Annotated in this window: 12 protein-coding genes and 1 riboswitch (1 of these 13 cut by a window edge); of the genes, 2 read left to right on the forward strand and 10 right to left on the reverse strand. The window is 28.6% G+C overall.

Features of this window, described 5'->3' with window-relative positions; translation table 11 throughout:
* From CSPA_RS25325 to CSPA_RS25365, 9 genes are all read right to left on the reverse strand, one after another.
* Positions 1 to 38 carry the start of an NAD(P)/FAD-dependent oxidoreductase gene (locus CSPA_RS25325; RefSeq protein WP_015395266.1) on the reverse strand. It extends 829 nt beyond the left edge of the window, so the window shows 38 of its 867 coding nt (coding positions 1–38); its start codon is at positions 36 to 38; the stop codon falls past the left edge of the window.
* Between the two features lie 163 nt (positions 39 to 201).
* Positions 202 to 510 carry a thioredoxin gene (gene trxA, locus CSPA_RS25330; protein ID WP_015395267.1) on the reverse strand — a complete coding sequence of 103 codons (309 nt, stop codon included), beginning with the start codon at positions 508 to 510 and terminating at the stop codon, positions 202 to 204.
* A 269-nt stretch (positions 511 to 779) separates the two neighbouring features.
* On the reverse strand, positions 780 to 1,511 hold the full coding sequence (locus CSPA_RS25335) for a hypothetical protein (protein ID WP_015395268.1): 732 nt from the start codon (positions 1,509 to 1,511) through the stop codon (positions 780 to 782).
* A gap of 142 nt (positions 1,512 to 1,653) precedes the next feature.
* Positions 1,654 to 2,811: an MFS transporter gene (locus tag CSPA_RS25340; protein WP_015395269.1), complete on the reverse strand. Its 1,158-nt coding sequence runs from the start codon at positions 2,809 to 2,811 to the stop codon at positions 1,654 to 1,656.
* Between the two features lie 183 nt (positions 2,812 to 2,994).
* The gene (locus CSPA_RS25345; RefSeq protein ID WP_015395270.1) at positions 2,995 to 4,776 is read right to left on the reverse strand and encodes a M3 family oligoendopeptidase; all 1,782 of its coding nucleotides are present in this window, start codon (positions 4,774 to 4,776) and stop codon (positions 2,995 to 2,997) included.
* A gap of 523 nt (positions 4,777 to 5,299) precedes the next feature.
* Positions 5,300 to 7,651, reverse strand: a complete 2,352-nt coding sequence (gene yicI, locus CSPA_RS25350; RefSeq protein ID WP_015395271.1) for an alpha-xylosidase — start codon at positions 7,649 to 7,651, stop codon at positions 5,300 to 5,302.
* A 68-nt stretch (positions 7,652 to 7,719) separates the two neighbouring features.
* Positions 7,720 to 8,547 carry a carbohydrate ABC transporter permease gene (locus CSPA_RS25355; protein ID WP_015395272.1) on the reverse strand — a complete coding sequence of 276 codons (828 nt, stop codon included), beginning with the start codon at positions 8,545 to 8,547 and terminating at the stop codon, positions 7,720 to 7,722.
* A complete protein-coding gene (locus CSPA_RS25360) occupies positions 8,547 to 9,425 on the reverse strand; it encodes a carbohydrate ABC transporter permease (RefSeq protein ID WP_015395273.1) in 879 nt (292 codons plus the stop codon). The genes CSPA_RS25355 and CSPA_RS25360 overlap by 1 nt, the downstream gene beginning before the upstream one ends.
* 572 nt (positions 9,426 to 9,997) lie before the next feature.
* Complete coding sequence (locus tag CSPA_RS25365) at positions 9,998 to 11,332, reverse strand: ABC transporter substrate-binding protein (RefSeq protein ID WP_015395274.1); 1,335 nt, start codon at positions 11,330 to 11,332, stop codon at positions 9,998 to 10,000.
* A gap of 166 nt (positions 11,333 to 11,498) precedes the next feature.
* Between CSPA_RS25365 and CSPA_RS25370 the strand changes: the two genes are divergently transcribed.
* Both CSPA_RS25370 and CSPA_RS25375 read left to right on the forward strand, forming a co-directional pair.
* Positions 11,499 to 13,382 (forward strand): sensor histidine kinase, encoded by a 1,884-nt coding sequence (locus CSPA_RS25370; protein ID WP_015395275.1) that lies wholly within the window; start codon positions 11,499 to 11,501, stop codon positions 13,380 to 13,382.
* Positions 13,360 to 14,127, forward strand: a complete 768-nt coding sequence (locus CSPA_RS25375; protein ID WP_015395276.1) for a response regulator transcription factor — start codon at positions 13,360 to 13,362, stop codon at positions 14,125 to 14,127. The genes CSPA_RS25370 and CSPA_RS25375 overlap by 23 nt, the downstream gene beginning before the upstream one ends.
* Positions 14,128 to 14,203: 76 nt before the next feature.
* Here the strand turns inward: CSPA_RS25375 and CSPA_RS25380 are convergent, their stop codons facing one another.
* Positions 14,204 to 15,493, reverse strand: coding sequence for an O-acetylhomoserine aminocarboxypropyltransferase/cysteine synthase family protein (locus tag CSPA_RS25380; protein ID WP_026106311.1), 1,290 nt, complete (start codon positions 15,491 to 15,493; stop codon positions 14,204 to 14,206).
* A gap of 149 nt (positions 15,494 to 15,642) precedes the next feature.
* A riboswitch (SAM riboswitch) is annotated at positions 15,643 to 15,753 on the reverse strand.
* Positions 15,754 to 15,820: the final 67 nt, after the last annotated feature.

Here is a 15,820-nt window from a genome sequence, read left to right on the forward strand (position 1 = left end):
CCACTTCCTACGATTGCAAGATCAAATCTTTCACTCATAATTATCTCCTCCATAATTCTATTTAATATTAAATAAAATTTTATATTAGGCTTTATTAATATTTATTATTATATTATACCGCTTTCAAGCAATTATATATTTAATTATAAAAAAACATAGTACTTTTTATTTTAGTACTATGTCTTATTCCTTTATAACTAATTATAAATTATTAGTTATTACTTCTTGAATTTTTTCTTTTGGTAAGAATCCTACAAGTTGATCAATTTTTTCACCGTTTTTAAAAATCATCATTGTTGGTACACTTAAAATTTTAAATTCATTTGCTAAATCTGAACTTTGATCTATGTCTACTTTTATAAATTTAGCTTTTCCTTCCATTTCAGTTGCTAATTGTTCAAGAACTGGTGCTAGCATTTTACAAGGTCCACACCAAGTAGCAAAGAAATCCACAACTGTAACTCCACTTTCTATTTCTTTTTTAAATTCATTACTCTCTACTATTTTCATATCTATCACCCTCCAAGTTACTTTATTTAATTAATATTATTTTAAGCTTTTAAAAAAAAGCTATACATAAATTAAAAATTAAGTTTAGCATTATGTAGATTACATTTTATCACTGTTTTTAAATATATACTACTTTGCTTAAAGCCTGCTGTCAATATATATTATTTTCATGAATATATAATAATTTCACTAATCAATAAATTAAATCATAAAAAATCAGCTAAAATACACTCAAAAGGTATATTTTAGCTGGTTAACAATTTTTATAATTAAATTATTACTTTAAATTCATCAAGATTTATTTTATATTCTGTAAGCATTTCAATTACTGTATCTCTAAAGGAATTTTGATTAGATTTTTTTTGAACTGGCTTAATTTCCTTAACTGCATTAGTGCTATATTTATTGTTTTTATATTGTTTAATTAAAATTTCTGCAGTTTTCACAATTAGATCATCCCAATTTTCAACTACAATAATATTATCATCTAGTTTAATTCCTTTTGGCTCTTTTAAAGAAAAATCTTGATATATTTCTATTTCTTCGCCTTTTAATACTACATTTTCAAGTTTTTCATTTCCATTTTTTATTTTCTCTGAACAAGAAGCTTTTATTGTCTCATTTTTTTCATATTCTCTTTGCATCCATTTTAAGTATTCATCTATATTATGGACCATCTCATATATTGAAATAGATGTATCCCTATAAGCTTTACTAAGTTTAAAATCTCTATTTTTTTTAATAATTTCACTTGATTTATCCTCAATATAATCTATTGTATTTTCCAGTATAGCTGTAATGCTACTCAGTCCATCTTGAATCTCAATAGACATTTCTGGAAAATTATCAATTACATATCCTATTGTACTTGTTTCAAATATAGATAGATTTTTTTTATTAAGTTCTTTCTTTTCTATTCCCTTAAGATTAATTTCTTGTGCATTAATTTTACCTTCATTTGCCTCTCTTTGTTGAATTTCATCTTTTTTGAAAAAAACCATTTTCTAACACCTCATTTCAAATTATTTACATTTATTATTTTACCATATTTTTACGCAAGTTGTTAATATATGTAAATAGAAAAATAAAAAAAATAAATAAGTAATCTAAAATAATTTTAAATTAACTTATTTATTCTTAATATTATTTCATTCTATGTAAGACTAATGACAACAAAAATCCACATCCAGCAATGATTGCCACAATAAAAATTGTAACATTAACGCTGAAGTAATTAGTAATTGTTCCTCCAATAGAAGGCATTAACAGTGCTGATAAACCTGAATAAATGCTTAGTGCCAATAATAATCCTGTTGACTTTAACTTTTCACTTGATAAGTTAAAAAGTAACATTCTGCTAGCAAGCATCATCATAGGTCCTGTTATTATTTGAAAACCTGCAAGTATAATCAATATCCATACACTATTACTTATTCCATATAAAATAAATTGCAACATAGTTGCAAAAGCAGCCATGCATAGTAATTTATATGCTCCAAACCTTTTCAGAAAGAAATTTCCATATAAATAAACCGGAATTTCTATTAATCCTTGTATCGTCCACTTATATCCTATTTCTTTATTAGTTGCTCCAAGGGCCAACATTTTATCAACAATTGTTGTAGTGTTGCTATTACCAGCGCAGTAGATCAAAAACAATATAATTATTACAAGAATATATTTTTTATTGCTTAACAACTCTTTTATATCATCAAAAGTAATTTTTTCACTTTTCTTTGCTTTTGTTTTTGCCCCCTCTGCAACTATATACATTATTCCTAACAATACAATTGTTAATAAAATAATAATCAATCCTAAACCCTTATATGTAAATCTATCAACTAAGGCTGCAATAAAAATACTGGTTACTCCCCAACCAATAGAACCAAATGCCCTTATAAAACTAAATTTATTTCTTGCTTCTTCACCAAAGGTAAATAACCAATTATCAAAATATCCAAAATTCAAATTTGCTATTCCAGCACTCATAGCAATTAAAATCATATGTAGAATAAATATTTTTGTATGTAAATTAAAAAATAAATATGTAAATATAGCAAAACCAACTACTGCAATAACACATAATTTTTTTACCGTCTTATACTTATCAGATAAAATTCCAAATACCACTTGAAATATAATAGTAGTAATAGCGTAGGATGAAATCAATATTCCTCTCTCCATAGGATTATATCCTAGACTGGATAAGTACGGGATATACTGAGTATATCCCATTGCACTTATTCCATATATAAAAAAGTAAATAATACAGAATTTTAACATTAATCCCCTATTTTCCATATGTACCCCCATAAAGTCATCATTTGATAAATTCTAATTCCTTTGAAATATTATAAATTTACAATATCATAATTATTAAAACTTTAAATGAGTTTAATATAATTAGTTACATATGAAGTAATTTAGGAATATGTTTTTTATTAAAACAAGTTGTTTTTTGTATTATGCTAATTCATATCAAAATTATTTTCTTTTGTCAGCAAGTTTTGTGAATTCATTTATATCTACTTCCACAGTCTTTAATGAATTTATCCAAAATTCCTTATTGTTTATATCTATTCCCATAACTTTTGCTACATCTTCTAATTTATTTTTACCTGTAATCGAAAGTAACTTTTCATAATCCTTAGCAAATTCTTGGCCTTTCTTTAGATATTCAGCATACAATCCTTTTGCAAATAATAATCCAAAAGCATATGGAAAATTATAATAATTATATTCTGCATCATAATAATGTGGTTTCCATGCCCACATATATGGATGAAGGAAATTAGGATCTAATCCATCCCCATATGCTTCTTTTTGTGCATTTAACATAAGTTCTTTTATTTGTTCAACGGTTAATGCACTTTCTTTTCTTCCTTCAAATAAAGACTTTTCAAATAAGAATCTTGAATATATATCTACTATTACTTGAGTACAATCACTTATTTCAGTTTCAAGAATAGCTAATGCTTCATCTTCGGTAGCTTCTTTTATTGCAGCTTTTTTAATTATTGTTTCACAAAAAGTTGAAGCTGTTTCTGCTATTGGCATTGGATAATCCGAATTCAAAGTAGTTTCATTATTTAAGCATTCTCCATGGAAACCATGTCCTAGCTCATGAGCAAGAGTAACAACATCTCCGAAGCTATCTCCATAATTTAATAAGATTCTACTTTCACCAAGAAAATGTATATTTTCACAGAAAGCTCCTCCTACTTTACCTTCTCTTGGTTTAACATCTATCCAATTATTATCTATTGCTTTTTTTGCAAAATCTCCAAGATGCTTGCTAAAGGTTTTAAAGTTCTTCTCTACAAACTTAGTTCCTTCCTCATAAGAAAATTTCATATTGGCTTTGCAGACTGGTGCATATAATTCATAGAATGGTAATCCATTGTTATATCCAAGCATTTCTGCTTTCTTTCTTAAATACTTTCTAAAAATAGGAAGATACTCCTTCATAGCTGAAAGCATAGCCTCCAATGTTTTTTCATCCATTCTAGAATTCTTTATAGTCTTATCTAAAGGAGATTCATATCCTCTCAAATCACATACAGTTAATACTTCCCCCTTTATAGAATTTAAAGCTGCTGCTACTCCATCCTCTACTTTTTTATAGGCTTTGATTTCAGCTTCATAAGCTTTTTTTCTAATAGCTGCATCATCATTATATGCCATGTTTAAAACTACTGTTAATGGTAATTGTTTTATCTCACCATCCTCTTCTATATCAACTTTTAAGGTTGAAATTAAATTATCTTTAAGTTTTCCCCATGCATTAGAACCAGTGTTTTTCATATTAGCTATAATGTTTTCTTCTTTTTCACTTAATAAATATTTACTTTGCTCACATATATCTTTTAATACAAATTCATGTTCCTTTAATAATTCAGATTGATTAATAATAAAATCTATATCTTCTATATTGCTGATATATCTTTCAAGCTTAACAGAACTTTCAACTATGTTAGTTAATTTTTTTTCTAAAATATCTGAATACTTTAGTGCACTTTCATCTTTAGTATTAACGCTTAAGCTAAGATTAATGTACATACCTAGCTTACTAGCTAATTCTTTTAAATGCGTAAATTTATTAATATATTGTTCTAGCTTTTCCACTAAATTTTCCTTATCTTTTACTACATCTTTTGTCCATAAATTAATATCCTCTATAAGTCTTTCAAGATTGTTTGAATCATTCTTAAAATCTTCACTTTCAAAAGATGTATATAATTCTTTTAAACTCCAATTCAATTCCATTTCTAAATCACTCCAAATCTAATCATAAATATTATTCTAATTTTTTATTATTATATACCTATATAATATCAATTATAATTTATAATAAAAATTATAACAAAATAAAAGCTAAAAGATAAACTTTTAATTTTATCTTTTAGCTTTTTTATTTATAGACATAAGATTTAAGAATCAAACTTATAAATGGAATATAGATTCATCATTGAGAAATTATAGTCATAACACTACACTAGAAATCAGATACATTTTTCTGGAAGCAGGCATGTGAAATTGAACTGATGATGGTTCTTAATGGGGGCTTGTTTTATTTACAGTTTGTCCAAAAGTGAATGTCCAAATTTTATATTTGGAAACATGAACTTTCTCCTTGGGGATTTTACATCTGGAACACACTTAAATGACGACAAGCTGCCATTTAGAACCTTCCAGTGAAAATTTCACTAGTCCTGTGGAAGATAAATGTATCTGATTTAGGTAATTGTTGCATATAAGTCTAATTCTCACTTTGGATATCTATATCATTCTAATTCTTTAAATTACATACACATTTGCAATCTGCATCTTCAAATCTAATTTGTGTATCTCCATTATTTATATCAAATGATTTCTCTCCAGCATCAACTATATTAGAAAGATTTTTTAAAACTAGAGACCAGCCTCCCTTATTTCCTCTTGATTGAATAAATATTTTATTATCTTTTTTTAGCACTTCTACTTCTAGCACACTTTTGCCATTTGTATCTAAAACTGTTGTTTTAGTTGCATCATTTTCTTTTAGTTCAAAGGCCATAATTGTTATATTCTCACCATAGTCGTAATCTGGTTTAGAATTTTCATTTCCTACAGCAATTAAACTATTTTCTCTTATCATCATTGGAACGCTTAAATAATCATGTTTTTCCTTAATCCACCTATTTCCTTCATACCTTTTTCCAGTTATGAAATTTGTCCAAATTCCTTCTGGTAAATAATAATTTGCTTCTCCTACTTGATTAAAAATTGGTGCTACTAAAATTGAATCCCCTAACATATATTGTTTATCTAAATAGTTACAGGTATTATCGTCTTGAAATTCTAATATCATTGATCTCATTACTGGGATTCCCTTTACAGATGCATCTTTAGCTATCTTGTATAAGTATGGCATTATACTACACTTCAATTTAGTAAAGAATCTTACAACATCACACGCTTCCTCATCATAAAGCCATGGCACTCTATAAGAATTACTTCCATGCAACCTACTATGAGATGATAATAATCCAAAAGCCACCCATCTTTTGTAAACATCAGCAGTTGACGTACTTTCAAATCCACCTATGTCATGACTCCAAAATCCAAAACCTGACATGCACAATGATAATCCGCCTCTTAAACTTTCTGCCATAGATTCATAATTTGCTTCGCAGTCTCCACCCCAGTGTACAGGAAATTGCTGACCTCCAGCAGTAGCTGATCTTGCAAATAGCACCGCTTCTTCTTCTCCAACATTTTCTTTAATTGTATCAAATACAACCTTATTGTACATTTGAGTATAATAGTTATGCATTTTAAGTGGATCTGATCCATCAAAATACGATACTTTTGTTGGTATACGTTCACCAAAATCTGTCTTAAAGCAATCTACACCCATATTTATTAGTTCTTTAAGTTTGCTTGAATACCATTCACATGCAGCTGGATTAGTAAAATCTACAATTCCCATTGCAGGCTGCCACAAATCCCATTGCCAAACATCACCATTAGGTTTCTTTAATAAGTAACCATATTTCATGCCTTCCTCAAATAATTTTGACTCTTGTGCAATATAAGGATTAATCCAAACGCATATTTTTAAACCTTTTTCTTTTAGTCTCTTTATCATTCCTTTAGGATCTGGAAAAACATCCTTATCCCATTCAAAGTTACACCAATTAAAATCCTTCATCCAAAAACAGTCAAAGTGAAAAACTCTAAGTGGAATATCTCTTTCTGCCATTCCATCTACAAAACTTGTTACAGTTTTTTCATCATAATTTGTTGTAAAGGAGGTTGTAAGCCATAATCCAAAAGACCAAGCTGGAGGTAGCGCAGGCTTTCCAGTAAGCTTTGTATAATTCTCTATTACTTCCTTCATAGAGTCTCCATTAATTATAAAATAATCTAAATATTCACCTGCAACGCTAAATTGAACTTTTGTTACCTTCTCAGAACCAACTTCAAATGATACTTTTTCTGGATGATTTACAAATACACCATAACCTTTATTAGTAAGATAAAATGGTATATTTTTATAGGATTGTTCTGTACTCGTTCCACCATCTTCATTCCATATATCAATTGCTTGTCCATTTTTTACCAATGGGGTAAATCTTTCACCTAACCCATAAACTAATTCTCCTACAGATAACTGCAATTCCTCTTTCATAAAAACTCCATCTTCCAAAACTTCCATAAAAGTTCTTTCTTCTGAAGCTTTTACATATGCTAATCCCTTGTATTTACTAGATGTTAATATTTTATCTTCATTTAAAAAGGTCATCTCCCAAGCTTCTTTATTAATTGACATCTTAAGCTTTCCTGATTTTAAAAATACTTCGCTTTCATTTTCTTCAATTAAAACCTTAGTATTATTATCTTCATAAGTCTCAAAAACAGGTGATTTTTTTTGTTGTCCCATATAATGATAAGCTCTAACTCTAATTATATTTTCCATTGGAGATGAAATTTTATAAGTTATAACTGGTCCCCCTAGGGTGTCACCTCTATGATTTATTTTTACACAAGGTGCATGAACAGTTAAACTGTTTTCTTCAATTTTAGTACTATATACCTCCTGTGGATTATATATGTGATAACCTGGTTTATTTAGCCAACATCCATTACTAAATTTCATAATAACACTCCTTATATCAGTTTGCAGTTTACAATTTACAGGTTGGTTGCAGTTCACAGTTTGTGGTTTTAGCCTTTAACAGAACCTGCTGCAACTCCTCCGACAATATACTTTTGGCCTAGTATAAATACTATAAGTACTGGAAGTAATGTTAATACAATATCTGCACTAACTAAGTTCCATGAATTTTCAAATGCACCAAAGAAATTATATACAGCTAAAGTCATAGGCCATTTTCCAGAATTATTTAAATAATATAATGGCATTGTAAAGTCATTCCATACAGCCATAAAATTTAATACAAATAGAGTTGATATAATAGGTTTTAATAGTGGCAAGATTATTTTTATAAACAATTTTACTGGCCCACATCCATCTATTATTGCTGCTTCATCTATTTCCCTTGGAATTGTTGATATAAATCCGTAGGATAAAAATAAACTAAGAGGGATATTTATTGCAGCATAAACTAAAATTATACCAATTCTAGTATTTACTAAACCTAAAGCTTGCATCACCTTCATCAACGCAACATTATTAATTGGTATTGCTATACCAGATATAATGAAATAATAAATAAAATTATTGATTCCCTTTCGATTTCTTGCTATCACAAAAGCTGCTGCAGCTACCACAAAAACAATAATTATCACACTACCTGTAGCATATAAAAGACTATTTAAAAATGATGATATTAATTTACCTTGTTCAATTACTGTCTTAAAATTTTGAAATACCCATTCCTTTGGTAAAGACAAAGACATTTTATTAGATTCACTTTGATTTTTAAAGGAATTTAGTACCAAAACTACCATTGGTATTAGAACTATCAAACTTGTGAATATTGTTATTATATTTATTACCAAGCCTCCAATAGACTTTTTTAGAGCATTCATTACATATCAACCTCCTTATTTTCCATAGATTTTATAATGAAATAAAGTAAAAACAATAACACAAAAAATAAAATACTAGATAAGGTTGTACCCATTGCATAGTTACCCTTAGAAAATTCTTTATATACAGCAGTGTTAATTACTCCTGTCGCATTTCCTGGGCCACCATTTGTTAGTGAATAAATCATATCGAATACTCTAAATCCATATGTAACGTTCAAAACAGTTACGTTTATTATTATTGGCTTTAATAGAGGTAATGTAATTAACTTAAACTTTTTCCAAAAATTTGCTCCATCTATGCTGGCTGCTTCATAATAATCTGGTGAAATTGACAATAATCCTGCTATAATAACCACCATTATGTATCCCATACCTTTCCAGGTATCTACCGACATAACAGTTGGAAATACCCAACTCAAATCAGTCAACCAATTTTTAGCTAAAAAACCTAATCCAATAGAATTTAAAAAGTTATTTAGAAAACCAGTTTGAGGATGCAACATGCTTTTAAATACAAGTCCAACAACCAAATAAGACATTACTTGAGGAGAGAAAATAACCATCCTATGAAAATTCTTAAATTTAATCATCTTTTGTGTTAGTAATAATGCTAGCATAAGCCCAACTATCGTTTTCATGATAGTTGTTATTGTTGTGAATACAACAGTATTCCATATATATAACCTATATTCTGGCTTCCCTTTAAATACTTCCATATAATTTTGCAGACCTATAAAATTAATTTTATCAGTAAAGTTATTCCAATCTGTAAATGAATAAAATATTCCAATAATTCCTGGTAAAAAGCAAAGCAGAAAAAATATAAGTAAAGCACCAGTAGTAAAATACCACGGATATATTTTATTTCTGTCCATTATAATCCCTCCATTTTATTGAGCTTCTACATTAAATAAAGATATCCAAAGCGAGAATTAGACATATGCGGAACTTACCGAAATTAAACACATATTTATTACAGCGGACTTATGAAATTTTCACTGGATGGGTTCTAAGTGGAAGGTTGCACCCATTTCTGCATGTTCCTAAAGTAAATTTATGACAAGCAGAAAGTGGAACAACCTTCCACTAATAACCATCACAGCTTAATTTCATATGCCACTTGCACAAATATGTATCTAATTTCTAGTGTAGTGTAGTGTTACGATTATAATTTCTCGATTATGCATACATATTCCATTTATAAGTTTAAGTATTAATTGCAACTGATAATTAACCAGCTAAATAATTTTCCTTAAATTATTTAATGGATAATAGTTTAAGATAAAAAACCTAAAGGTTTTCTTTAAATATAACTTATAGAAATTCTCTTTAGGGTTTTCATCTTTTAATTAATTTTCTCTAACTATTTTATATTTGTTACCCTTAACCAATTTCATCTAATGTAGTACGATAATTTATCATCATATTCCTTGTAATATAAAAACTATTATTTATTCCAATCTGGATCTTTTTGCAATTTAGCTTGTTCAGTTCTTCTATTCATTATAGTTTCCAATACTTGCTTTGGAGTTAATGAACCAGTATACATACCTTCTAAATCTTTTCCTACATCCATCCATTGACTATCAATATACTTAACCCCTGCTTGCACAACCATTCCCTTCTTTAAGGAATCAATATATTTTTTATCTTCATCAGAATATTTTGATTTAATTTCTGGCCAGCAAAGTTCTGATAATCCTGGTTGTCCATCTAAACGTTTTTGTAAATTTTCAGGTTTTGCTAAAAATTCGAAGAATTTTAAAGCTTCCTTTACATGCTTTCCATTTTTATTAACAAAATATGCATTGCTAGCAGGATTAACACCAATTGTTTGATTATCTGCCCATGGCATTGCAAATATTCCAAGCTTATTAACATCAAAATTTGGGAAATCTGCTTTTACTTCATTTCTCCATGCAGATTCAGCAATAAACATTGCTGACTTTCCATTTGCCATTGACTCTTTTGCATTTTCAACTGAGTTACTTAAATAGTCTTTTCCATAAAAGCCTAAATCAGCAAATTCTTTAAGTTGAGAAATTACAGTTAATAATTCAGGCACAGAATCTAAATCAACTTCATTCTTGTTCAATTTATTATATAGATCTGGATGTTTTTCTTGATACATAGCTCCTGTTTCAAATAAAGGCAGTACTTGATGCCATCCATTTTGTGTACCTTCATAAATTGGAGTAACCCCTGAATCTTTTATCTTTTGACATACATTTTTAAATTCTTCATAATTTGTTGGTACCTTTAACCCTAACTTTTGGAATATTTCCTTATTATAAACATAGAAGTACATTTTCTTTCCTGGGAAAGTAATTCCATAAACTTTATCCTTGTATGATATTGAAGGAAGTACATTTGGATCCATACGCTTTACCCATTCCTGATCTGTTACATCTTGAACGTATTTTTCTGGATTTACTCTTGTAACTAAATTCAAAGGATCTGCATCAGCGCAGAAAATATCTGGAGCTTCCCCTGAGTCTAATTTTACTTTTAATAAATCACGCCATTGAGCATCTGGTGAAATTTGAAAGTCTATCTTTATTCCAGTTTCCTTTTCAAAATCCTTTGCTAAAGTCTGCACCACCCCAGATGTTGGTAATCCTGATTGATGAGAGCCAAAAGTTAATGTTACTGTATTTCCATTACTTGAGGTATCTTTGCTTGCATCTCCACTATTATTACTGCTTCCACACCCTACAAATGTGCCTCCAATTAGTACAGTCATACATACTGTGCTAATTAACTTCATTAAACGTTTATTCATAAGTTATCCCTCCACAAATTATATTATCATTTCCCTTTGATAAGCTTTACATTAGCTATATTCTTATATTATCATTAAGCCTATAAATTAAACATAGATAAAAAAGAACTCCCTTTTGCACTTTTTTGAACATTATTATATAATACTTTTGAAAAGGGGGTTTGAGATGAAATATAAATTTTATTTTTCTCAAAAGATATATTTGTTTTTTGTTTATGGTCTTTTAGTAATAACAATGCTCTTTCTATTTTTTATTTGTTTATACTCTTTTTATAGTGATAATATTTATAAAAGTGCTAAGATAAAATCTGAAACTATCTGTGCATCTATTCACAAGTCAATATCAATAGAATTAAATAATATGTCAACGGTTTCTATGAATATAGTTTATTCTAATGCTATAAAAAAGAATTTTACTAGCTTTGCAAATACAAATAACTATCACAAAATAGACCTTGAAAACTTTTCAAAATCAAGAGAAAACGTTTTAGCTATTTATGATATTATTACTGCAATAATAGGTCCATTTCAATCTGCAACTCAAGTTAATCTCTATACACAAAATGGTACCTGTATTGGTTCTGGCTATTTTCAAGGAGTAGTTAATGTTGATTTTAAAAGTATTCCCTGGTATGAAGAAACTATAAATAAAAATGGCGAAAAAAATATAGTTATCACAGATAAGCTATTAAATTCTAATACAAAACTAGACAATAAAAATCTTCATAATTATCTCTCTCTGACTCGTGTATTTTTTAATAGCACAAATGAACCTGAAGGTATCGTTGAAGTTATACAAGATTGTAATACTGTGTTTTCTTTAATTCCAGAATTGAAAGAAAAAAATCCTTCAACCACCTTTTATGTATATAATGAAAAAGGTCAGTTAGTATATCCTTATTCAAGTACTCTAAATCCAGAAGACACTATAAACTATGTAAATACTATAGAAAAAAATAATTTAGCCCAATCTACTGGATACTTTGTAAATGTTGATACTAACAAGGATGTATTATTATCTTATGAGAAAATAAATTCTTATAATTGGACAGTAGTTACTGTTGAATCTAAAGATATTGTATTTAAATCACTACAGTCCTTTAAGGAGACTTTCATTGTTATAATAATTACCTCTATTATATTTACATTATTTTTATGTTTTTTAATTTCAAGTCGATTAACTTATCCACTAAGTACATTGACAAAATCCACAAAAAAAGTAACTATAAACAGTGTACTGAATGAAAACGAAACCATTCTACCTCCAATAAACAGCAATATACTTGAAATTTCAGAATTATATCAATCTTTTTTAGACATGTATGATAAATTGAGAGATTCGTCCCATGAAATATTGTTGCTTAAATCAGAAGAAACGCGTGCTAACCTTCGAGCAACACAATCATTAGTTAATCCTCATTTTTTATACAACAGTTTAACTACTATAAGCATTATGGCAGAGGAAAAAATGAATGATGAAATTATTAATATCTGTTATGCGCTTTGCGATTATTTTAGATATATAACAACATACGATGAAACAGCAGTTCCTCTTAATTTAGAAATATCATTTACTGAAAAATATATTGAATGTATGAAAATGAGATATGGCAATGATTTTATTTATGATTCGCAAATCAGTGAAGAAACAAAAGAAATTTTAATTCCTAAATTAATTGTTCAGCCAATTGTGGAAAATGTATTTAAACATGGTTTCACCTCATCACCTCCATGGCATTTAAAAATCACTACTACAACCAGTGATGATAAATGGCTTATATACATTGAAGATAATGGAGGTCGCTTAACTGATGAAGAGAAGGAAACACTCTTATCTACTTTTGATAATTTAGATAAAAATATAGAAATGAAATCATTAAAGATTGGTGGAATGGGACTTAAAAATGTTTATCTACGATTGCAGCTTTTATATAGCGACCAAGCTGTATTTTCAATTGATACTTCAAAAGAACATAAAACAATTTTTATAATTGGTGGTCCTATTCATTTAAATAAGGAGGATTTTTATGAACAATACACACACTTATAAAATTATCGTAGTCGAAGATGAGCCTCTTATAAGACAAAATATAATAAAAAAAATAAATTCTTTATCCATACCTTTTGAATTGGTTGGTGAAGCTGGTAATGGAGAAAGTGCTATTTCTCTTGTTGAACAATTATATCCGTCCTTAGTTATCACTGATATAAAAATGCCACAATGTGATGGCCTTGAATTAATTAAATATCTACATAAAAATCATCCACATATTAAATCTATAATATTAAGTGGATATAATGATTTTAAATATGCCCAAACTGCACTAAAATATGGTGTTAAAGATTTTTTATTAAAACCCATTAAACTTGATGAACTAAGCACAGCACTTCAAAATATCCTTGTTATGCTTGACTCAGAAAATAAAGAATTATCTTCATTTTCCATTGATCCAAATAACTTGAAACCTGAAAACTTAAGTCAACTTTTAGAAAATTATTTGCTAAAAAATTATGCTTCAATAATTTCTATTCATGATATTGCTGAAAAATTTGGATTTACAAATGAGTATTTGAGCAAGATATTTAAAAAATACACTGGTGTAACACCTATAAAATATATCACTAAAATTCGAATTAATGAGGCTAAACAACTTTTAATTAATCAACCTGAACTAGAAATAAAGAAGGTAGGAGAATTGATTGGATATAAAGACGCTTTTTATTTTAGTCGTGTATTTAAATCAAATGTAGGTGTATATCCTACCGATTACAGAATGCAATACAAAGATCACTAAAATGAGATAATATTTTTATAGGAGATTATCATGCTATTCATGATAATCTCCTAATCTTTTATTATTAATTATACATTTATTCTCCAAAAGCTTGTGATAAATCATAGATTATATCATCAATATGTTCTGTTCCTATTGAAAGACGAATTGTATTTGGTTTTATTCCTGATTCTTTTAACTCAGTTTCATTCATTTGCGAATGAGTAGTGCTAGCTGGATGGATTACTAACGATTTAACATCAGCTACATTTGCAAGTAAAGAGAATATTTCTAACTTATCAATAAAGTCTTGTGCTTCCTTTGCACCACCTTTAATTTCAAATGTAAATATAGACCCTGCTCCATTTGGAAAGTATTTATTGTATAGCGCATTATCTGGACTTTCAGGTAATGATGGATGATTAACACTTTCAACCTTTGGATGATTTTTTAAGAAATCTACCACTTTTAAAGCATTTTCAACATGACGTTCAACTCTAAGTGAAAGAGTTTCTAGTCCTTGTAATAATAAGAATGAATTAAATGGACTTATGCATGCTCCTGTATCTCTTAATATAACCGCACGAATCCTAGTTACATATGCAGCTGGTCCAACAGCTTCGGCAAATTTAATTCCATGATAGCTTGGATCAGCTTCACTTAGTTGTGGGAATTTCCCTGATCCTATCCAATCGAATTTTCCTGAATCTACAATTATTCCTCCAAGAGAGGTTCCATGTCCACCTATGAATTTTGTAGCTGAATGAACAACAATATCAGCTCCATGTTCAATTGGTCTAAATAAATATGGTGTTCCAAAGGTGTTATCTACTATTAGTGGAATTTTATGCTTATGTGCAATTTCTGCAAGAGCATCTACATCTATAATATTAGAATTTGGATTTCCAAGTGATTCTATAAAAATGGCCTTTGTATTTTCTTGAATTGCATTTTCAAAATTTGACAAGTCTGATGGGTCTACAAAAGTTGTTGTCACCCCATTGTTTGGGAATGTATGTGCTAGCAAATTATATGATCCGCCATATATAGTGTTTTCAGAAACTATATGATCCCCTGCTTTAGTTATATTTTGAAAAGCATATGTTATTGCTGCTGCCCCTGATGCTACTGCAAGTCCTGCTACTCCACCTTCTAAAGCTGCAACACGTTTTTCAAAAACATCTTGTGTAGAATTTGTTAAACGTCCATATATGTTACCTGCATCTGCTAATCCAAATCTTGCAGCTGCATGTGCTGAATTCTTAAATACATATGACGTTGTTTGATAAATTGGTACTGCTCTTGCATCTGTTGCTGGATCTGGTTGTTCTTGTCCAACATGAAGTTGTAATGTTTCAAATTTTAATTTTCTTTCTTGATTACTCATAGTTTTTGCCCCCATTTTATATAAATTTAATAATCCTGAATAATAAAATTTTTCCATCAAAGTTTCCAAGTTTAATTAAAATAATTATGTATTTATATACCAAAAAAGCTACTTTCCGAATAAGAAGGTAGCAGAAAAATTCATATACATTCTTATCTTTCAGATTTAACATCTGCAGGAATTAGCACCTTAAATTTAAAGTATAAAATTCAGGTTGCTAGACATCACAGGGCCAGTCCCTCCGTCTTTCTTGATAAAAAATTTTTAATTTTATTATTCTTAGTTGTTTACTATGATATAAAGTATATCTTCTTTATATCTTCATGT

Origin of the sequence: Clostridium saccharoperbutylacetonicum N1-4(HMT) (genome assembly GCF_000340885.1) — a bacterium.
Taxonomy (GTDB): Bacteria; Bacillota; Clostridia; order Clostridiales; family Clostridiaceae; genus Clostridium; species Clostridium saccharoperbutylacetonicum.

Excerpts from the sequence above, each read along its gene's own strand:
- CSPA_RS25335 (WP_015395268.1), bottom strand. The coding sequence starts at position 1,511 with ATGGTTTTTTTCAAAAAAGATGAAATTCAACAAAGAGAGGCAAATGAA.
- CSPA_RS25380 (WP_026106311.1), bottom strand. The coding sequence starts at position 15,493 with ATGAGTAATCAAGAAAGAAAATTAAAATTTGAAACATTACAACTTCAT.
- CSPA_RS25355 (WP_015395272.1), bottom strand. The coding sequence starts at position 8,547 with ATGAATGCTCTAAAAAAGTCTATTGGAGGCTTGGTAATAAATATAATA.
- CSPA_RS25365 (WP_015395274.1), bottom strand. The coding sequence starts at position 11,332 with ATGAATAAACGTTTAATGAAGTTAATTAGCACAGTATGTATGACTGTA.
- yicI (WP_015395271.1), bottom strand. The coding sequence starts at position 7,651 with ATGAAATTTAGTAATGGATGTTGGCTAAATAAACCAGGTTATCACATA.
- CSPA_RS25375 (WP_015395276.1), top strand. The coding sequence starts at position 13,360 with ATGAACAATACACACACTTATAAAATTATCGTAGTCGAAGATGAGCCT.
- trxA (WP_015395267.1), bottom strand. The coding sequence starts at position 510 with ATGAAAATAGTAGAGAGTAATGAATTTAAAAAAGAAATAGAAAGTGGA.
- CSPA_RS25345 (WP_015395270.1), bottom strand. The coding sequence starts at position 4,776 with ATGGAATTGAATTGGAGTTTAAAAGAATTATATACATCTTTTGAAAGT.
- CSPA_RS25370 (WP_015395275.1), top strand. The coding sequence starts at position 11,499 with ATGAAATATAAATTTTATTTTTCTCAAAAGATATATTTGTTTTTTGTT.
- CSPA_RS25360 (WP_015395273.1), bottom strand. The coding sequence starts at position 9,425 with ATGGACAGAAATAAAATATATCCGTGGTATTTTACTACTGGTGCTTTA.
- CSPA_RS25340 (WP_015395269.1), bottom strand. The coding sequence starts at position 2,811 with ATGGAAAATAGGGGATTAATGTTAAAATTCTGTATTATTTACTTTTTT.